This is a genomic window from Flavobacterium sp. (genome assembly GCF_035456225.1).
Classification (GTDB): domain Bacteria; phylum Bacteroidota; class Bacteroidia; order Flavobacteriales; family Flavobacteriaceae; genus Flavobacterium.
In genome coordinates this window covers 1-19,688 of the sequence record NZ_DATIDM010000002.1, presented here as the reverse complement: position 1 = coordinate 19,688, position 19,688 = coordinate 1, and the positions used below count along the sequence as shown (strand labels likewise).

Sequence of the window (19,688 nt, the reverse complement as noted above, 5' to 3'; positions counted from 1 at the left end):
GAAAAAGCGCCTTTATATATTGACGATACACCATCGCTTTCGATTTTCGACTTACGAGCCAAAGCCCGTCGTTTATCTTCGCAATACGGAATTAAGATGATCGTAATCGACTACCTTCAGTTAATGACTGCCGGAGGTAATGGTAAAGGAGGCGGAAACCGTGAACAGGAGATTTCAACAATCTCCCGAAACCTAAAAGCATTGGCAAAAGAGCTGAATGTTCCGGTAATTGCTCTGTCACAGTTATCGCGTGCTGTAGAAACCCGTGGAGCCAGCAAGCGTCCGTTGTTGTCCGACTTACGTGAATCCGGTGCGATTGAGCAGGATGCGGATATCGTATCGTTCATCTACCGACCGGAATACTATAAAATCGAAGAATGGGACGACGAAGAACGTTCGCCAACGCAAGGTCAGGGTGAGTTTATCGTAGCAAAACACCGTAATGGTGGTTTGGATAACATCCGATTGAAATTTATCGGACATCTGGGTAAATTCGATAATCTTGACGATCACAGTTCGCCTTTTGAAGATTTGCCTTCGAGTATGAACATGGATAACAATCCGTTTATAACCAAAAACCTTCCTTCGGCCAACGAAGCCTTCGGAAGTAATATGAACAGTTTTGATGATGACAGTGAAGTTCCGTTCTAAAATAAAACAGAAGCCTGCTTTTTGCAGGCTTTTTTTATGGGTTTTTATTTTTAAAATCCCTTATATTTGAGGTGAGGTGTCATAGTAACAAATGACCCCGATCAAATAATAACAGGCAAAAAAATGATTAGAAATATTTTAGGGATCATCGCAGGTTATGCCGTTTTCGTTGCTACTTCACTTGCATTATTTAAACTTTCAGGTCAAAACCCGCATGGTCAGGCATCGATTAGTTTTCAAATTTTGGCTGCAATTTACGGTGCATTTTTTTCATTTTTAAGCGGACTTGTCCTAAATCTCTTCGCCAAAAACACAACATTGACATCAAATTTTATTTTAGCGTTTATAATTGCCGGTTTTGCAGCATTTTCTCTTATCAAAGCAGACGGTAGCCATTGGACACAGTTATTGGCTGTTTTTATTTTTGCCCCGGTTTCTATTATTGGCGGACTTTTTTATATCAAACGAAACAAAAATAGAATTTAAGGTAGTAACGCTCTTTGAAGTTAACGGCAAGCTTGAAAGACATCACGAAAAAAATAAGAATAACAAATAATGAAAGGAAAATGAAAATGAATTATTTTGAAGAATTAAAAACGAAAATAGGATTACTGCCTACAGATTTAAAATGGCTGTTTTGGTTTTCCGTATATTTATTTTCCTTTTGTACTTTATTGTTGCTATTTGTGCGCGAACAATTATATGAACAAATTGTTCCTTACACTGGTTGGTCTCCGGGAACCATATATTTTTTCTTCATTATCATGTTAATTGGAATGCCAAAGACTTCATTGGAAATGAATAAGGATAAACATATGAGTTTGCTAAATGTCAGACGAAGTATTGTTTTTCTATTAGGATTTTATTTAATAATAGGAATTTATGATTGGTTTGACTCAACTCCTGAATTCTACAATCATAGTAATCCATATTTAAGATATGACCCACTTCGACCATTTTTTGCAATTTTATTGCCACTATTGTGGATTTTAATAGTTGTTTCACCACTAATGAAAGATTTTTTCAGGAAAAGATTAAAAACTTCGATTAAAAAAATATAAAGAGTATTTCATAAGCCAGCTTATGACAACGGTTTTGTGAAATTGGCATTTAAAGCTAATTTTATATCTTTAACTTCAGTTCTAATGGAGTGATAGGTAATATAAATTGCCAACTTCTTCAAACTGGGTGGCAAATTTCGGCAACAATGCTCAAGTTGTTAAGACAATTTTATATGAACATAGAAGACCAAATCAAAGAATACATTGCCAGCCAGGCGGAATCAAAACGCAGCGATATGCAGACGTTGCACCAAAAGATTCTTCAAATAATGCCAGCATGCAAACTATGGTTTCTGGATGGTAAAAACAGTGAAAATAAAATCGTTTCCAACCCCAATATAGGATACGGGCTTCAGACTATAAAATACGCTGATGGAAAAACCAGAGAGTTTTATCAGATTGGCCTCAGCGCAAACACGACCGGAATCTCTGTCTATATAATAGGCATTGAAGACAAGAAATATTTATCCCGGACCTATGGCAATGATCTCGGCAAGGCAAGCGTGACCGGATATTGCATTAAATTCAAAACGCTGAAAGACATAAACATTGATGTATTGGAAGCCGCAATACGATTTGGGGCTGGACAAGAACAATGATTTTGTTACACTTTAAAACATTAAATATGATTATTCAAATTCAGAAATTCGAAAAAAACGCTATCGCTTTAGAGTTGTTCGAAACATTTACGGAAGCTGATGCCTTGCTGATAGAGCATCTTTTTGAAGAAAAATTGAACCAGGGATATGAACATGTAAACATCCTTATTCAAGTCAAAGACATGTCGGTCCTTAAACATATGGATTTAAAAGGTTTTATCGAGGGTGAATTATGGGGAATCAGACACATTAACAAATTAGGACGTTGTGCCGTGGTGTCCCATTCAGACATTATGGCCTCCATAATCAAAGTGGAAAACAAAGTGCTGCATTTCTTTAACGATGCTTTGGAAGAAAAATATTTTGATCATTCACAATTAGACGAAGCTTTAAAATTCATTACACCTGAAGCATAGATAATAGTATAAAAAAATCTAAACCAAGTTTGGGTTTTTTATTTTGTACTTACACTATCCAGGTTATTTTTTATGACAGGTTAAAAAAGAACATCTTGATAATTGTCATTTAAAGGCTTTATTTGTTTTTTATAAACTTAATTTTAAAGGTTTTCTTTTAATACTTACTTTGGAAAACTTGAAGATATAGCATACAATTTTTATCATGTATTGGTGCTGTTGTATATGTTTTTGAGTTAGGCGTCATTTGTCAAGCCTACAACAATTCAAAAACGGAATAAAAATGAGCGATAACCTTAAATATAAACTTATTAAGCCTGACAAATCGCTTACTGATTTTGTTTATTGCTTCTCTTCGTTGCAGAATCTGTCAAATTTCAGTGAAGGCATAATTCTTCCAAATGGAAAAATTGATTTATTATTCTGCAAAAGAGGGGATAAACTTCAAATCATCCTGATGGGTTTGGAAACAAAGCCCAAGCCAATGCCTAAACTGGATATCAATGCTTTTTTTGCAATTAGTTTCAATCCGCTTGCTTTAGAATATATCCTGCGCCAATCCATTGCTGAATTGGTAGACAGCGGAAAAGAATTGCCTAATGATTTTTGGGATTTCAATATAGACGACTTAAATAATTTTGATGCATTTTGCGAGAAGGCTTCGCGAAAACTTCAGTCGTTGCAGCCTGAAAAAATTGATGAGCACAAGCGCAGATTATTTGAGTTAATTTATCTCGCCGATGGCGAAGTGAGTATCAAGGAACTTTCAGAAAAAGTGCATTGGAGCGAGCGGCAAATCAATCGTTATTTTAATCAGCAATTAGGGATTTCATTAAAAACCTATTGCAGTATTTTACGTTTTCATGCTTCGCTTCCCTATATCATAGAGGGAAAACTTTCTCCGCAGCTCAACTTTACCGACCAATCTCATTTCATCAAAGAAATCAAAAAGCTTTCGGGTGTATCGCCTAAAGAACTATTTAAAAATCAAAATGACCGATTTTTACAATTTTTGATGTACCATACGAAATAATTTTGCTTCATAAATTTTTAAACTTATGCTGCTACAGAATAAAAAAATTGCCATTGTCGGAGGAGGTCCGGGTGGATTGACATTGGCACGTCTTCTTCAGATGAAAGGTGCAAACGTAAAAATCTATGAAAGAGATTTGAGCAAAGACGCTCGTGTGCAAGGTTCACCACTCGACCTGCACGAGGATTCCGGATTGTCAGCGATCAAAAAAGCAGGTTTACTGGAACAATTTAAGAGTAATTATCTTGTCGGTGCCGACCGAATGCTCATAATGAATGAACGTGCAGAAATATTTTTCAGCGATCACGACAACAAACCGGAGGAAGATTTCGGCAACGAACATTTTCGTCCTGAAATAGACCGCGGTGTATTACGGAAAATACTATTGGAGTCCCTTCAACCGGGAACAGTAGTTTGGAATAGCCATTTTATTTCTATGGAAACCCAAAATGAAGGTTGGTTATTGCATTTCAAAAATAGTTCATCTGAATATGCTGATATTGTAATTGCTGCTGACGGCGCTAATTCTAAAATTCGCCCTTACATTACAGAGATTAAACCATTTTATTCAGGCATCACGATGTTGGAAGGCTGTATTTATGATGCTGAAAAAAAAGCACCCCGGATTAATGCTATGCTTCGAGGCGGAAAAATAATGGCCTTCGGGAATGAAAAAAATGTATTGATGGGTCAGAAAGCAAATGGAGAAATCGGTTTTTACGCGAGTTTTAAAGCCGACGAAAAATGGGCTTCAGGAAATGGTCTGGATTATTTTGATAAATCGCAAATATTGGATTGGTTCACGAAGGAGTATCCGGAATGGAGCAGTGTTTGGCACGAACTGTTTGAAAATGCAGTAACACCATTTATTCCTCGTCCGATTTACTGTATGCCTTTAAATCAAACTTGGGAAACCATCCCTAATCTGACAATGCTTGGCGATGCGGCCCATGTAATGCCTCCATTTGCAGGTGAAGGTGTAAACATGGCAATGTTGGATGCTTTGGAATTAAGCGAATTTTTAACATCAGGCCAACACACTTCTTTGCGGGAAGCAATTTCTTCTTACGAAATAAATATGCGAAAAAGAGCTTCAAAAATGGCGCAGGAATCACTCCAAAATGGAGAGCAAATGCATTCTGAAAATGCGTTAAAAAACATGTTGCATTTTTTTGAAGAAAACTAAAAGCTCCTGATAGCGCGGATTTGAACTCTAGCCTAACGACAGCCGAAGCAATCCGTGCCCAAAAAGAGAATAAAAACTATAGCTGCAATGATTTAATAAATTTGTAAATAACAGCACCAAAAATCCCCAACCACGTTGGGGATTTTTTATATAGCATTTCAACCATTAGAGTTATTTTTCAAGATAAGTTTGAACCTTACTTTCAAAAAAAAGAACTAAATAACAACTGTCATTTAACGGCTTTATTTGCTTTTTATAAACTTAATTTTAAAGGTTTTCTTTTAATGTTTACTTTAGAAAACTTGAAGATACAGCATACAATTTTTATCATGTATTGGTGCTATCGTAGGTATCTTTGAGTTAGCGGCAATAAAAAAAAAACATTTAGGTCAATGCTAAATTGAAAAACAAATATATTATGACTGGCAAGTTTTTTCTAATTCTAATCTTATCGATATTCAGTATTAACTGTCTGGCCCAACCATCCTCGTCCAAATTGAAACGCAGTGTTGATTCGTTAATCAATTCAGAAATGCAAAAGCAGCGTATCCCCGGTATTTCTGTTGTTGTGTTAAGAGATGGAAATGTTGAATACTTAAAGGGATATGGTTTTTCTAATATTGAGCACAAAGTGGGTGTAATCCCTGAAACAATATTTCAATCAGGTTCAGTCGGGAAACAGTTTACCTCGTTTGCCATTATGCTGTTGGTTGAAGACGGGAAATTAAGTTTGGATGACAAGCTGACTAAGTTCTTTCCTGATGCTCCGGAATCATGGGGTTCAATAACAATAAAACACTTACTTACACACACTTCCGGTTTTAGTGATTATACAAGTGATTTGAATTTGAAGGCTGACTATACTGAAGACAGTTTGTATCAAATCTTTAGGGAAAAACCGCTACTGTTTAAGGCAGGCGAGAAATCGGTCTACAGTAATATGGGGTATGTAACACTTGGGATAATCATAAGTAAAGTGACTGGCGAATTTTATGGTAATTTCTTAAAACGACGCATTTTTGATCCCTTGGGAATGACTACTGCGAGAATAATTTCAGAAAACGATCTTGTTCCTAATCGGGCAGCGGGATATAGACTTGTAAATGGTGAAATAAAAAACCAATTATGGGTTTCGCCTTCGGTTAATACTACCGCTGACGGCTCAATGTATGTGACTGCATTAGATATGGCAAAGTGGGAGGCAGGTTTAAATGCTGGTAAGCTATTAAAAAAAGAAAGCTATGAAGCCATGTGGACGCCTGTGAGACTTAATAATGGGAGCACTTTTCCTTATGGTTTTGGATGGAAAATTGATAGTTTAAATGGTAAACGCATATTGGCGCATGACGGTACATGGCAGGGTTTTGAGTCGACCATTAAACGATATCCTGAAAAAAAGCTAACTGTAATTGTTTTTGCTAATCTATATAAGGCAAGAACCAACAAAATTGCAACAAGAGTAATGCAACTATTTCAACCAGAGTTGAAAATGACCAAAAAAGTGAGCAATAGCGAGAATGAGCCGCAGATGAGAGCCTTTGTAAACAGTTTCGTGACAAAACTAACAGAAAATACGACGACAGAAAATCTATTTACACCTGTGTTTTGGAAAGAATTTCATCCTTATGCAGAGAAAGTAGCTGTCTATCTAAAACCAATGGGAACTTTTAAGAATTCAGAACTACTCGAACGAAAAGATTTGAATCAGGAGAGCCGACTGTATCATTATCGTCTATTTTTTGAAAAGGAGAATTTAGAATTTCTTATAACACTGGCAAAAGACAATAAAATATCCGATTATGAAATAAGGGAATAGAACCCGATAGCGAGGATTTGCACTCGAGCATAGCGACAGCTGAAAGAATCCGTGCCCACAAGACACCCCCGTTAGCGCGAGCATCTCGCTCGTGCCTACAAGACAACAAAAACTACGTCCGATCAGATGTGGTTTTTTTATATGCCGTATATTTGTGAATTAGCTGCAATGGCGCCGAGCTATCGGGACTCTATCGCTTTGATGGTAAAAGCTTTGTCAGGTTAAGCAGAAAGGCCGCTAGTAGTACAAATAATTTTAGTAGACTGGATAGAATTGGAAAAAAATGACTGAAGGATGGCGCGAACTATTACCATTTCAGAAAAAAATAAAAAAAGATATGAATATTAAAAAATTACTTCTAACCGTATTGTTCATTACTCTGGGCACCTATAGTAACTTATTTGCCCAAGCGAATGACGTAAGAATAAAAAATATTGAAGCCACCTTCCCGGTCATAGAAGCGATGATGAGCGATTATTCAAAAGAATGTCATCTTCCCGGATTAGCATATGGACTGGTTGTAGATGGTAAACTGATTCATACAGGCAATCAAGGTTATTCAAACATCTCTCAAAATATTTTTGCAAACAGTAAATCGGCCTTCCGTATTGCTTCAATGACAAAAAGTTTTACAGCAATGGCTATTTTAAAACTCAGAGATGAAAGCAAACTCAAACTCGATGATCCTGCATATCTGTATATTCCTGAAATGAAAGAAATAAAGTATCTGTCCGCAGATGCTCACCCTATAACAATTAGCAACTTGCTGACACATACTGCTGGCTTTCCTGAAGATAATCCATGGGGAGACCGCCAGCTGGCAACAACAGATGATCAATTAATATCAATGATAAAAAAAGGCATTTCTTTTTCCAGCAATCCTGGGACAACATTTGAGTATAGCAATATGGGCTACGCGATGCTGGGATATATCATCAAAAGAGTGTCTGGCCAGTCCTATCAAAATTATATTACCAAAAACATATTGTTGCCCTTGGGGATGACCCACACGTATTGGGAATATGATGATGTGCCAAAAAAGGATTTAGCAAAAGGATATAGATGGCTAAACAACCAATGGCAGGAACAACCTATGCTGCATGATGGAACTTATGGAGCAATGGGGGGCTTAATCACTACTATAGAAGATTTTGCAAAATACATGTCTTTCTATCTTTCTGCATCACCTCCAAGCAATGATCAGGACAATGGTCCTGTAAAAAGAAGTTCTGTTCGGGAATTACAATATCCGTGGAATTTTATTCAGGTTTACGATAAAAGCAATTCGAAAGATGTTACCTGTCCTTCTGCAGCAGCTTATTGCTATGGCTTGGGTTGGGTTAAAGATTGTAAAAATATTGTTTCCGTAGGTCATAGCGGAGGTCTGCCGGGTTTTGGGAGCAATTGGAGAATATTGCCCGGGTACGGAATAGGAATCGTTTCTTTCAGCAATCTTACATACGCTCCCATGAATAAAATAAACACACAAATACTGGATAAAATTATAGATCTGGCAAAGTTGCAACCAGAAAAACTGCCAACATCAGCCATTTTAAACCAGCGCAAAAATGAATTAATTAATTTGTTACCGGCATGGAAGAATCCGGAAGCGTCACCTGTTTTCGCAGAGAACTTCTTTTTAGATTATAGCATCGACTCGTTAAGAAAAGAAGCGAAAACCATATTTAATAATGCAGGTAAAATCACGAATGTTCAGGAACTTATTCCGGAAAACAATTTACGCGGCTCATTTGTAATGGAAGGGGAAAAAAGTGATATCGAAATCAGTTTTACATTAACACCTGAAAACCCGCCATTAATACAGGAATATCATATCATAGAAAGAGTGAAAAAATAATTATTTCTTCCCCGGTAGCGTGAGCATCTTGCTCTTGCCCACAAACAAAACAAAAAACTACATCCCAACGATGTAGTTTTTATTTATCATAGAATGTACGATTTGCAGCGCCAATATTTATGGTTTTATTTATGATTTTTTCTTTTTAAAATCACTTATCTTTGAGGATAAATTTTTCGGGATGCACCTCAAAAAAATAGTATATATCATTCTGTTTCTGGTTTCAGTATCAGCAAAGGCTTCTTTCGTGCTTTTACCGATGGATCCGGAAACGCAGCAAAACCACTTGAAAGCTTACGGAATAACCTATTGGGCTTTGGAAAAACAATACAAAGTGAGTTGGTTGCTCAACTACCGTGGTGGTTCTTTTTTATTGCCCGATGCTCCCGAAATCCGTAAGGAATGTCAGATTCGAGGCGTGACTTTTGAAGTACTTTCCGATGGTGCAGCAAATGGCATTCTTGAAGAAATCAGTTCGCCTTCCCAAAATATGGAAACGGTAGTTTTGGAAAAAGCACCTAAAATTGCAGTCTATACGCCAAAAGGGAAACAACCTTGGGATGATGCCGTGACATTAGTGCTGACGTATGCCGAAATTCCTTTCACCCCAATTTATGATGAAGAAGTATTAAGTGATGCATTATTATTATATGACTGGCTCCATTTGCACCATGAAGATTTCACAGGGCAATACGGGAAGTTCTTTGGTGCTTATCGCAATGCACCTTGGTATATCGAACAGAAAAAAGAAGCGGAAGCTTTAGCTGCCAAATTAGGATACAGTAAAGTTTCACAGGAGAAATTAGCCGTAGCAAACAAAATCAGAAACTTTGTTATTGGTGGCGGATTCATGTTTGCCATGTGTTCGGCCACAGATAGTTTTGATATAGCACTTTCTGCCGAAGGGGTTGACATTTGCGAACCAATGTTCGACGGCGATGCAAGTGATGCGAATTACCAATCCAAAATCGATTACAATAAGACATTTGCATTTAAGGATTTTACCTTGGAGCGCAATCCGATGGCCTATGAATTTTCAAATATAGATCTAACCAATACCCGAAAAATTTTACCTGATGTTGATTATTTCACGTTGATGGAATATTCCGCCAAATGGGATCCGATTCCTTCAATGCTGTGCCAGAATCATACCCAATTAGTGAAAGGATTTATGGGGCAATCGACCGCTTTCAATAGTGATATGATAAAATCAAATATTTTAGTAATGGGCGAAAACAAGCAAAATGGAGAAGCCCGATATATCCATGGGACAAAAGGCAAAGGAATGTTTACCTTCTATGGTGGGCACGATCCGGAAGACTATCAGCATAGAGTGGGAGATGCGCCGACGGTCTTGGATTTACATCCTAATTCACCGGGATATCGACTGATTTTGAATAATGTTTTATTCCCGGCAGCAAGGAAGAAAAAGCTGAAAACATAATCGATATGGAATTTTTGTTTGTATTTTCTATTAGTCTGATAGGATTGTTTTTTTTGATTTTTAATACTTTTTTGTTTAACACCAAACAAAAAGTACGTCATAATGTATCTAAAGTTTTTTTGCGATATCTGCTGCTGCTTTCATTAATAGAGGTTAGTTGTCATGTAGTTGGTATTTTAAAGCCTAATTCTAATTTTTTTTTCTCGCATTTCCATTTTGGATTTCAGTTGATTTGCTTATCGTTTCTGTTTTACAGATTAATTGCAAATACGTGGATTAAAAAAGCAATAGTACTGATTGGAATTACGCAAGCAATTTGTCTGATAGGATACTATATCACCAATACCGAGGCTTTTTGGATTTTTAATACGTATGAAATTGTTTCGACTTCTTTTATTTTAATACTTTATGTGCTTTGTTTCCTTTTTGAAAATCTATCGCATGAACACAAATATTTTAATTTTTCAATCGGGTTGTTCCTTTATTTGTCCTGCAGTGTAGCTATTTTTTTATCGGGAAATCTGGAATTGGTTTTATGTGAAAAACCATACATAGATATTTGGGTTTTTAATTCGTTGTTCTATATCATTTTTCAGTATTTTGTTTACAGAGAGTATCTTTTTGTAAAGAAAAATGCAAGCATAGTTAAATTGGTTTAAATCGGCCGTTCCAAAGTTGAAATGTATAGTAAATCAAAGATTGTAATTTTTTTTCTTTTATTGTTCTGTAGATCATTTGGTCAAAATATTACTGTTTCGGGTAATAAAGAAGTGAACGAGAGAATGCACCTTTACCTAAAAGAAACAGATTCCTGTATCAATGCATTCGAATATAATTCTGCATTTAAATACATCAACACGGTACTTTCCTATGCTCAAGGAGCAAATGATGTTAACACAGAAATTTTTTGCAATCTTAAATTAGTTGAATTATACAGACATGCCGAATTATATAAAAAAGCCGAAAACTGTTTACAAAAGACATCGAATTTAATTGCGATAAACCAAAAGACAGTCAGTCAAAATAACGTAATGTCTTTTTACAACCAAAAAGCGGCATTATTTTCTGAGTATTATGATATTCCGGATTCTACGATGTATTATTCCCAAAAAGTGTTATCATTATCCAAGGGACAAAAAAAATCGCAGCTCATTTTTAGCAGTTTAATGGAAATTGGTTTGGTTTACGATAATAAAAATAATTTTCAGAGCGCTGTTAATTATTATCAGAAGGCTTATCAACTTGCAAAGGAAACAGGTAAAAAAAAGGAAAGCTGTGAAGCCTTGGTAAGTATTGCCAAGGTGTTTTTAAAAATGAAAGATTATAAAAAAGCACTTGAAAAATGCGACGAAGGTTTTGCAATCTTAAATGAAACTGATTTTTATCAAAAAACATTATTCTACAATATCAAATACGGTGTATATGAAAAAATAGGCAATAAAGATGCGGCTTTCGAAAATTTGAAATTACAGTTAAAATATACCGATTTGTACCAAGCGAAAAGCGCAAGGGATAAATTGTCAGAAGCGAATAAACGTTATGCATTTTTAGAAAGAGATCGGCAAATCTTTAAAAGAGAGCAGAATATTAAAGAGGTAAAGCAAAATCAACTTCTTTTAATGGCTATTATTTTATTATTCGCAAGTGGTTTCCTGTTCTTGATTTACTATAGTAAGAAAATAAAAATTGTCAACAAACAATTGGATGTGTATTCTAAAGAAAACGCATTTTTATTGAATGAAGCCAATCATCGCATCAATAATAATCTGCAACTGATAATTGTTTTGTTAAGCGAAGAACTGGAAAAGGTTTCAAATTCCGATTCAGATAATACCGCTGTCCAAAAGATACTTTCGAAAGTTGAATCCATTTCTACACTACATCGTCATTTATATCAGTCGAAAGATAAAAAGACAGTTGATATTCAGGAATATCTGAATGAAATCGTTGCCAATTTTGCAGATATCTTTCATGAAAAAGAAATCGTTTTAAATCATAACCTGAAAAAAATAAATCTTTCTATAGATCTGGCGATGTATCTGGGACTGTTGACTACGGAATTATTTCTGAATACCATAAAGCATGCTTTTGACCCGAAACAGATAAAATTAATTGCATTGCATGTAGCTGATAATGAAAATCAATTGTATTTTAATTACACCGATAATGGAAAAATGGCTGAAGGCAAGATTATTCATCCGAATTTGGTAATTAAAATATGTAAACAGATAAAAGCAACGTTTAGAATTGAATCTAAATCGGGTTTTGAAATAACTGTTTTAAAAACATTAACCTCAAAAGAAGATGAATAATACCAAAATCTTAATAGTTGAAGATGAAGTTTTGATAGCCGATTTTATTCTGAAAATTTTGAAGAATGAAAATTTCGGCTGTGTGCAGGTTGCCAATGATATTGAAGAAGCTTTAGAACAATTTGAAAAATATCAGCCTGATATTATTTTGCTGGACATAAATGTTGAAGGTAAAAATACGGGATTTGAACTGGCAGCTAAAAAGAATGAGAAAGCAAAAATTATTTACATTACGGCTCAAAATGACCCTGAAACCATAAAAAGAGCTATCGGCACCAATCCGGAAGCGTATTTGACAAAGCCCATCAAAAAATCTGATTTGTTGGCTGCCATTCAGTTGGCAAGTTTTAAGAAAAGAAAAGGATACACCATAATAAAAGACGGTTATAGCGAAGTAAAACTGGAACATGACGATATTGTATATGTCAAAAGCGATAATATTTATATTGACATTGTAACCACCAATAAAAAATATGTCTTGCGTAACACGTTGGATAATTTTTTATCTGAATTAAATAATACTAATTTTTGCAAAACGCATCGGTCCTTCATTGTCAATAAAAATAGGATAACCAAAAAAACGTCGAATTCGGTCTTTTTAAATGAAATTGAAATTCCTGTTTCCAGAAAATTCCAAATAGAATTATAGGAAGTTTGCTGTTCACATACAAAGTTCTGCATTTCACAACATTTTTTTCAGCATTATAATTTTGCAAAATATTTTTGCCTTCATACAAACATTTTTTATTTATGAAACAAAAATATTTTTACTCTTTTCTGTTAATTCTAGTAAGTTATTTTGGGATTAGTCAGACTTTAGATCAATCAAACGCACCTGTAAGTATTGGCGGAGGTTCGTTTACTGTATCTCCTACTCAAGACATTGGTCAGTCCTTCATTGCGGGTTTAACCGGAAATTTATCTAAAATCGATATTCGTGTTGGAAATTGGGGATCAGCTTTTGTCGCTGGTGATTTTCAATTAAGAGTCATACAGGGTAATGGTTATGGAGGAACGGTTTTGAACTCAACAACATTTTCAATAACCACTTCACCAATAGCAGATGACTATCAGGAATTATCAATCGTGCTTTCTTCTCCTGTGGCTGTGACTAGCGGAAATAGTTACACCATTGATATTAAAGGAGTAACAGGAACAGTTAGTACACATGGTGCAAGTGCTAATTATGCCAATGGAGGATTATATTTCTTTAATGGGAATAATGCAATGTACAATAGTTATGATTTATGGTTCAAAACATTTGTCAGTACGCCCTCACCGGCAACTCATTTGCATTTTGATGGGGCAGATGATTATGTGGATATTCCAAAAGCATTCACTTCGGACTTTACGATTGAGTATTGGATGCAAACAACTGCGACCGGTTTAACTGGAGGTCAGTGGTTTGATGGAAGTTCAATTGTAAATAATGAGGTGGGAGGTGTTGCAACAGATTTTGGAACCTCTTTATTAGGAAGTAAATTAGCATTTGGTGTAGGTAGCCCCGATATCACTATTTTATCAACAACAGATGTAAATGATGGAACATGGAAACATATCGCTGTTACATGGAAACAATCTACCGGACAAATGCAATTGTATATAAATGGTAATTTGGAAGCATCCACATTTGGAAGTACAGCAGCCAGAACTGCATCTGATTTTATTAAAATTGGAACAGCAAATACATTTGTCAGTTTTTTTAATGGAAATATAGATGAATTAAGAATTTGGAACAAAGTATTGTGGCCTTCAGATATTCAAAGTACCATGAATTGTGAATTGCAGGCAACAGAGAGCGGACTTGTAGCTTATTATAAATTCAATCAAGGTTTTGAAAATGTAGCCAATGCTTCTGTAACTACTCTGAATGATTTCACAGGTTTATATAATGGTACGTTGTCAAATTTTGCTTTATCAGGTTCTGCTTCGAACTGGAAAGCCGGTTCTACGGTTGTAACAGGTAATACCTGTACTGTTTTAGGTAGTTCAGATTTTGTAACTGAAAACAATCTTAAAATTTACCCTAATCCATCTACTGGCATTTTTACCATTGAAAGTAAAGAAGAGATAACAGTGAAAATTTACGATTTAGTAGGGAAAGTAGTAAAGGCACAACAAATGAATGTTGGGATTAATTTAGTTGATATTTCCAATCATGCTGCAGGAGTTTATTTTGTGAAAACGTTTGGTGTATCCGGAAACACTACTACCTATAAAGTTATTAAAAAGTAAGACATGATTTGTCATTTTTTGTGACATCTCACAACTTTAAAAGGCAGTAAGATTTTCTTCAGTTTTTTAGTTTATAGTTTTTTTATTATGAGCCTTCAAGAAATTGAGGGCTTATTTTTTTATTCTTTCAAGAGTTTTCCAATGAAGAAAAAAAGTAATATAAATTTTTGACTCAAATTAAAAACACCAAACCAAAAAACGACTGATTTTATTTCCCTGTTCCATTTCGACAGTTTTCACATTCTTTGCATTTACTTTCTTCAGGACCATGTACAAAGGTTTCAGGTTTTCTTTTTTGGAAACCAACGATGAAAAAGCTTTGCATTGCGTTTTGAAATGGACACTTTCATAAATCATATTGGTGATAAAAGCAAGTTCACCGCCTTCGCACCATAGTTCGTTATTTTGTCCGCCGAAGTTCAGAATGGGTTTTCCTTCCACTGTTTTACCAAGATTTTTCAGTTTTCGTGTTGTTCCTTTGGTAGCTTCCCCTTTTGAATTATGAAACGGAGGATTGCAGATGGTAAAATCGAAAGTTTCTCCCGGTTGAATAATTCCTTTGAAAATATTTCGTTTGCTTTCCTGAAGTCGGATGGAAATAGCATCTTTTAATTCCGGATTGTTGCTGATGATGGTTTCTGCAGTTTTCTTGGCCGGTTTGTCCACTTCGGTACCGACAAATTCCCAGCCATATTCCTGATGTCCGATAATGGGATAAATGCAATTGGCACCCACACCGATATCCAAAATTCGGACACTCTTTCCGGTCGGAATTTTTCCGCCATTAGTTTCCGCTAAAACATCCGCTATATAATGAATGTAATCGGCGCGCCCCGGAATGGGAGGGCAGAGGTTGGTTTTTGGCAATTCCCAATAACCGATGTTGTAAAAATGTTTCAGCAAGGCTTTGTTTAAAGCGCGCACCGCATCAGGATTGGCAAAATCGATACTTTCATTCCCAAATTTATTTATTGCGACAAACGGTTTCAGTTCAGGCAAAGTTTCCGTTAAGGATTTAAAATCGTAACTGCCGTGGTGTTTGTTTCTCGGGTGCAGACTTTTTTGCGTGGTATCGTTTTTCGTGTTTTTCATGAGAATCGTATTGATGTCAAAGGTAGTTCAAAATAAACATTCCAAAAAGTAAAATGGTTTACGCTTTGTGGAAGTCACCACGACCAAAACGATTTTAAAAAGTGTCGCCGAAGTAAATTTTTGCTTTTGAAGATTTTAAATACGAATGGAATATGTAAATTTGTTAGGATGTGTTTTTGATTATTCTAACTAATTTTCTGATAAAATGATGAAAAGTTTAATTAAAACTTTGATTTTTTTTATGCCGATGGCTTTTTTTTGTCAGGAACCACAGAAAAAGGAAATCGTTCAAGGTACACAATCGTGGTTTTCCATAAACACGGTGACTAAATTTCAGGAACATTGGGGATTAGTCGCAGATGCTCATATTAGAAGTGACAATTTTTTGAAAGAGAATAATTTTTATTTTCTGCGAGGAGGTTTTACCTATCTTCCAAATGTAAAAATGACTTTTACGATGGGTTACGCTCATATGTGGCTGGCTCCGTCCAATCCCGAATGGAGTACATATTCCGACGAAAACAGAATTTACCAGCAGTTTCAATTAAATACATTGTTCGAAAACGTTGGAATTCTTCAAAGAATTAGGATTGAGCAACGTTGGCAGGAAAAAATTGTGGATGATAAGGAATCCGGTAACCAACGGTATACTAATAGGATACGCTATCTGGCCTTTTTTGGAATTCCGGTTTTTAAAAAAAAGAATCTACCGATTTTAGTTGTATCAGACGAAATCCTTGTACATTTTGGAAATGAAGTTGTTTATAATACGTTTGACCAAAATCGTTTTTTTATAGGCATTAAGCAATCTATAAATTCCAAGTTGAGTTTTGACTTTGGATATATGAATGTTTTTCAGCAAAAATATTCCGGCTATCAATACGATATGAATCACACCCTTCGATTGTTTTTTTACTTTAATTCAGTTGTAAAAGATGGGGTTTCACAGATGCCTTATAGATCCGGTGACGAATAATAAACTATTCGTCATATATTATTCTACCGGTGTTCTCATTCTGGAAACAGTTCTTTTATATATTGATAAAGTATTCATTTTTTAGTCAAATGTGAAACAGTCTTGGTTTTAATTTAAAATTAAGCAGAGTAATATTGTTAAAAATGTTAGGATATGTCAAAAAAAATCTTAAATTTACTCTTGTTAATTTTGAATAGCCCCTTTTTTACGCATGTTTTAACTGACTGAAAGTCACTGGTTACCATTTTTTTGCCGTTTTATAAATTTTAAAATGCAACAAATGTTGACTATTACAACTATTTTGCGTGAACATCCGGAATTGGCAGTTTTTTTGATGCTGGCATTTGGTTTTTTACTTGGTCGCATCAGGATTGGTTCGTTTAAGATAGGTGTGGTTTTAGGGACTTTGTTTTCCGGGGTACTAATAGGCCAGTTGGTTATCGAAATACCCGAAATTGTAAAAACAATCTTTTTTGACTTATTTCTTTTTGCTACTGGATATAAAGTAGGTCCTCAATTTTTTCAAGGTCTTAAAAAAAATGCCTTTCCACAGTTAATGCTGACGGTGGTTATTTGTGTGTCCTGTCTGCTAGTGTCATATATAATGTCCAAATTTTTTGGCTATGATGCCGGTACGGCCGCTGGTCTTTTGGCAGGAGCCTTTTCGGAATCAACAGTTATCGGTACAGCTTCGGTATCCATCAGCCAGCTTTCTATTCCTGCTGCAGAAAAAGCACATTTAATTAATAATATCCCGGTTGCTTATGCAGCCACTTATCTTTTAGGAGCAACCTCTTTAGTATTTTTCTTTACCACTATCGCTCCTAAAATATTGGGAGTCAAACTGGTGAAAGAAAGTAAGAAATTGAGTCAGTCGCTAACGGGAGATACAGAACATGAACCCGGTATTGACTCTGCCTACAAAAGATGGATCATCCGTGCTTATAAAATCACAAACGACAAATGGATTGGACAGACTGTCGCCGAGTTTGAAAAAAAGAATTCAGATGTGGGAATCATAATTCAACGGTTACGACATAACGGGGAATTGTTAGATCCCACACCGCAAACCATTATCAGCAAGGATGATGTGTTGGTAATTATGGCGCAACATGGAATTATTCTGAAGCATATCTCGGAAATTGGGCCTGAAGTTCTGGATGAAGAATTACTGAATTTCCCCATTGCCCGCATGGAAATTACCCTGACAAATAAGCAAATTATCGGGAAAACAATTCGTGAGGCTCGGGATACTAAAGTTGGGGAAGGGATAATGCTGGATAAACTCACGAGAGAATTTCATGAAATCCCTTTCAATGGAAACACTGTTTTACAAAGAGGTGATGTTTTACTAGTTTCGGGTAAACTTGCTCATTTAGAGGCTGCCGCAAAAAAAGCTGGTTTTTTAGATCGATTAAGTTCGGAAACAGATATCATATTTGTTAGCCTGGGTATAGTTTTAGGAGGTTTGATTGGACTCCTTTCCGTAAACATCTTTGATATTTCGGTAACCCTGACAACCAGCGGAGGTGCTTTGGTTATGGGGTTGGTTTTTGGATGGCTGCATTCCCGAACACCTGTTTTGGGAAGAATTCCGGAAGCTGCTTTATGGGTTTTCGATAATGTGGGATTGGCAACTTTTATCGGACTTGTGGGTATGACTGCCGGGCCAAGTTTTATTTCCGGACTAAAGGCAATTGGTCCCAGTATAATATTAGCCGGACTTGCAGTAGCGATAATTCCTCATGTTATTGGGTTATTCTTTGGAAGATATGTGTTAAAGATGAATCCAATAATATTATTGGGAGCACAAACAGGAGCAGGAACTTCGACGATTGGACTCAAAGCGGTACAGGATGCTTCGGAAAGTAAGTTCCCTGTTTTGGGATATACGATTCCTTATGCTTTGGGGAATATTCTTCTGACGACGTGGGGGCCGATTATTGTTGGTTTGATGACTTGATTTTGGAATTTATAAGTATAACTATATAAACTTTGTGATATGTTTTGGTTAGAAATAGCAGTTCTTTTGGGAATGATTCTCATCGGATCACAAATGAAAGGCATCGGTTTGGGTGTCATGGGTATGGTTGGCCTTCTGATATTTATTTTTGTTTTTCAGATGAAACCCACCGATCCGCCTATTGATGTAATGCTGATCATCATGTCCATCGTGACGACCGCGGCTGCTTTGCAGGCTTCGGGCGGATTGGATTATCTGGTGAATCTGGCCGAACAAATCATAAGAAAAAATCCTTCGAACATCACATTTATAGCACCTTTTACGGTTTACTTTTTATGCTTATTTGCCGGCACAGCTCATATCGTATATTCTTTATTACCGATTATCGCTGAAGTAGCTGCTAAAAAAAGAATCCGTCCAGAACGTCCTTTAAGTATTTCAGTAATTGCTTCCCATTTGGCTTTAACCGGTAGTCCTATGAGTGCTGCTACTGCGGCTTTTGTGGTAGTGTTGGCTTATCCGGGCGCATTGGTGGATATTATGATGATATGTATTCCGTCCTGTATTATTGGGTTGTTGATAGGTTGTTTTTCGGTGTTCAAAAGCGGAAAGGAACTAAACGATGATCCTATATTTATTGAAAAAATGAAAGATCCTGAGTTTGCAAAAAGCCTTGATACAGAATCAGAATCTTCAGGAACTCCTTTAAAGCCTGGAGCTAAAAAATCAGTTGTCATTTTTGGGATAGCCATTTTGATGATTGTAATTGCTGGCGCTTTCCCTGATTTGTTACCTCGTTTCAATCCCGGAACAGCTACATTGGCTGTAGCCAAAGATGGTTCGTTAACTATGGTGACTATTATTGGCGTGGTTACTTTAACGGCTTCTGCTGCTATGATGTTACTGACAAAAACAAGTACAGCTGAAGTAGCCAAAGCCAGTTTGTTTAATGCTATGGCGTCAGCGGTGGTTTCTGTTTTTGGTGTGGTTTGGATGAGTTTTACATTCATGAACCACAATGAGGAACTTATTTCTGCAGTATTGGG

Annotated in this window: 17 protein-coding genes; 16 read left to right on the top strand and 1 reads right to left on the bottom strand. The window is 36.0% G+C overall.

The genetic code is table 11. The features are described from left to right. From VLB74_RS00170 to VLB74_RS00110, 13 genes are all read left to right on the top strand, one after another. Positions 1 to 651, top strand: a 651-nt coding sequence (locus VLB74_RS00170) for a replicative DNA helicase (RefSeq protein ID WP_325201452.1), incomplete at its 5' end; no start/stop codon positions are given. Between the two features lie 123 nt (positions 652 to 774). Beyond that, complete coding sequence (locus tag VLB74_RS00165; protein ID WP_325201451.1) at positions 775 to 1,137, top strand: hypothetical protein; 363 nt, start codon at positions 775 to 777, stop codon at positions 1,135 to 1,137. 86 nt (positions 1,138 to 1,223) lie between these two features. Further along, positions 1,224 to 1,712 carry a hypothetical protein gene (locus VLB74_RS00160; RefSeq protein ID WP_325201450.1) on the top strand — a complete coding sequence of 163 codons (489 nt, stop codon included), beginning with the start codon at positions 1,224 to 1,226 and terminating at the stop codon, positions 1,710 to 1,712. Between the two features lie 173 nt (positions 1,713 to 1,885). After that, on the top strand, positions 1,886 to 2,311 hold the full coding sequence (locus VLB74_RS00155) for a DUF1801 domain-containing protein (protein ID WP_325201449.1): 426 nt from the start codon (positions 1,886 to 1,888) through the stop codon (positions 2,309 to 2,311). 26 nt (positions 2,312 to 2,337) lie between these two features. Then, positions 2,338 to 2,727: a SpoIIAA family protein gene (locus VLB74_RS00150; RefSeq protein ID WP_325201448.1), complete on the top strand. Its 390-nt coding sequence runs from the start codon at positions 2,338 to 2,340 to the stop codon at positions 2,725 to 2,727. Positions 2,728 to 3,010: 283 nt separating this feature from the next. After that, positions 3,011 to 3,760: an AraC family transcriptional regulator gene (locus VLB74_RS00145; protein ID WP_325201447.1), complete on the top strand. Its 750-nt coding sequence runs from the start codon at positions 3,011 to 3,013 to the stop codon at positions 3,758 to 3,760. A gap of 25 nt (positions 3,761 to 3,785) precedes the next feature. Next, a complete protein-coding gene (locus VLB74_RS00140; protein WP_325201446.1) occupies positions 3,786 to 4,946 on the top strand; it encodes an FAD-dependent oxidoreductase in 1,161 nt (386 codons plus the stop codon). 418 nt (positions 4,947 to 5,364) lie between these two features. Beyond that, a complete protein-coding gene (locus VLB74_RS00135; RefSeq protein WP_325201445.1) occupies positions 5,365 to 6,762 on the top strand; it encodes a serine hydrolase domain-containing protein in 1,398 nt (465 codons plus the stop codon). A 337-nt stretch (positions 6,763 to 7,099) separates the two neighbouring features. After that, a complete protein-coding gene (locus VLB74_RS00130; RefSeq protein ID WP_325201444.1) occupies positions 7,100 to 8,620 on the top strand; it encodes a serine hydrolase domain-containing protein in 1,521 nt (506 codons plus the stop codon). 181 nt (positions 8,621 to 8,801) lie between these two features. Further along, on the top strand, positions 8,802 to 10,064 hold the full coding sequence (locus VLB74_RS00125; RefSeq protein ID WP_325201443.1) for an asparagine synthetase B: 1,263 nt from the start codon (positions 8,802 to 8,804) through the stop codon (positions 10,062 to 10,064). Between the two features lie 782 nt (positions 10,065 to 10,846). Beyond that, positions 10,847 to 12,376: a tetratricopeptide repeat-containing sensor histidine kinase gene (locus VLB74_RS00120; protein WP_325201442.1), complete on the top strand. Its 1,530-nt coding sequence runs from the start codon at positions 10,847 to 10,849 to the stop codon at positions 12,374 to 12,376. Beyond that, positions 12,369 to 13,025: a LytR/AlgR family response regulator transcription factor gene (locus tag VLB74_RS00115; protein WP_325201441.1), complete on the top strand. Its 657-nt coding sequence runs from the start codon at positions 12,369 to 12,371 to the stop codon at positions 13,023 to 13,025. The genes VLB74_RS00120 and VLB74_RS00115 overlap by 8 nt, the downstream gene beginning before the upstream one ends. A gap of 101 nt (positions 13,026 to 13,126) precedes the next feature. Further along, positions 13,127 to 14,611 carry a T9SS type A sorting domain-containing protein gene (locus VLB74_RS00110; protein WP_325201440.1) on the top strand — a complete coding sequence of 495 codons (1,485 nt, stop codon included), beginning with the start codon at positions 13,127 to 13,129 and terminating at the stop codon, positions 14,609 to 14,611. Between the two features lie 177 nt (positions 14,612 to 14,788). On the opposite strand, the gene rlmF is transcribed toward VLB74_RS00110, so the two are convergent. After that, positions 14,789 to 15,703 (bottom strand): 23S rRNA (adenine(1618)-N(6))-methyltransferase RlmF, encoded by a 915-nt coding sequence (rlmF, locus tag VLB74_RS00105; RefSeq protein WP_325201439.1) that lies wholly within the window; start codon positions 15,701 to 15,703, stop codon positions 14,789 to 14,791. 241 nt (positions 15,704 to 15,944) lie between these two features. Between rlmF and VLB74_RS00100 the strand changes: the two genes are divergently transcribed. From VLB74_RS00100 to VLB74_RS00090, 3 genes are all read left to right on the top strand, one after another. Beyond that, positions 15,945 to 16,679, top strand: coding sequence for a DUF2490 domain-containing protein (locus VLB74_RS00100; RefSeq protein WP_325201438.1), 735 nt, complete (start codon positions 15,945 to 15,947; stop codon positions 16,677 to 16,679). A 280-nt stretch (positions 16,680 to 16,959) separates the two neighbouring features. Then, complete coding sequence (gene aspT, locus VLB74_RS00095) at positions 16,960 to 18,642, top strand: aspartate-alanine antiporter (protein WP_325201437.1); 1,683 nt, start codon at positions 16,960 to 16,962, stop codon at positions 18,640 to 18,642. Positions 18,643 to 18,681: 39 nt separating this feature from the next. Beyond that, on the top strand, positions 18,682 to 19,688 hold a 1,007-nt coding region (locus tag VLB74_RS00090; RefSeq protein WP_325201436.1), incomplete at its 3' end, for an anaerobic C4-dicarboxylate transporter family protein.

Bases quoted from the DNA above. Each gene is read 5' to 3' on its own strand.
- VLB74_RS00125 (WP_325201443.1), top strand. From the start codon at position 8,802: ATGCACCTCAAAAAAATAGTATATATCATTCTGTTTCTGGTTTCAGTA.
- VLB74_RS00100 (WP_325201438.1), top strand. From the start codon at position 15,945: ATGCCGATGGCTTTTTTTTGTCAGGAACCACAGAAAAAGGAAATCGTT.
- VLB74_RS00135 (WP_325201445.1), top strand. From the start codon at position 5,365: ATGACTGGCAAGTTTTTTCTAATTCTAATCTTATCGATATTCAGTATT.
- VLB74_RS00140 (WP_325201446.1), top strand. From the start codon at position 3,786: ATGCTGCTACAGAATAAAAAAATTGCCATTGTCGGAGGAGGTCCGGGT.
- VLB74_RS00155 (WP_325201449.1), top strand. From the start codon at position 1,886: ATGAACATAGAAGACCAAATCAAAGAATACATTGCCAGCCAGGCGGAA.
- VLB74_RS00165 (WP_325201451.1), top strand. From the start codon at position 775: ATGATTAGAAATATTTTAGGGATCATCGCAGGTTATGCCGTTTTCGTT.
- VLB74_RS00160 (WP_325201450.1), top strand. From the start codon at position 1,224: ATGAATTATTTTGAAGAATTAAAAACGAAAATAGGATTACTGCCTACA.
- VLB74_RS00110 (WP_325201440.1), top strand. From the start codon at position 13,127: ATGAAACAAAAATATTTTTACTCTTTTCTGTTAATTCTAGTAAGTTAT.
- VLB74_RS00150 (WP_325201448.1), top strand. From the start codon at position 2,338: ATGATTATTCAAATTCAGAAATTCGAAAAAAACGCTATCGCTTTAGAG.
- VLB74_RS00130 (WP_325201444.1), top strand. From the start codon at position 7,100: ATGAATATTAAAAAATTACTTCTAACCGTATTGTTCATTACTCTGGGC.
- aspT (WP_325201437.1), top strand. From the start codon at position 16,960: ATGTTGACTATTACAACTATTTTGCGTGAACATCCGGAATTGGCAGTT.
- VLB74_RS00145 (WP_325201447.1), top strand. From the start codon at position 3,011: ATGAGCGATAACCTTAAATATAAACTTATTAAGCCTGACAAATCGCTT.
- VLB74_RS00120 (WP_325201442.1), top strand. From the start codon at position 10,847: ATGCACCTTTACCTAAAAGAAACAGATTCCTGTATCAATGCATTCGAA.
- VLB74_RS00115 (WP_325201441.1), top strand. From the start codon at position 12,369: ATGAATAATACCAAAATCTTAATAGTTGAAGATGAAGTTTTGATAGCC.
- rlmF (WP_325201439.1), bottom strand. From the start codon at position 15,703: ATGAAAAACACGAAAAACGATACCACGCAAAAAAGTCTGCACCCGAGA.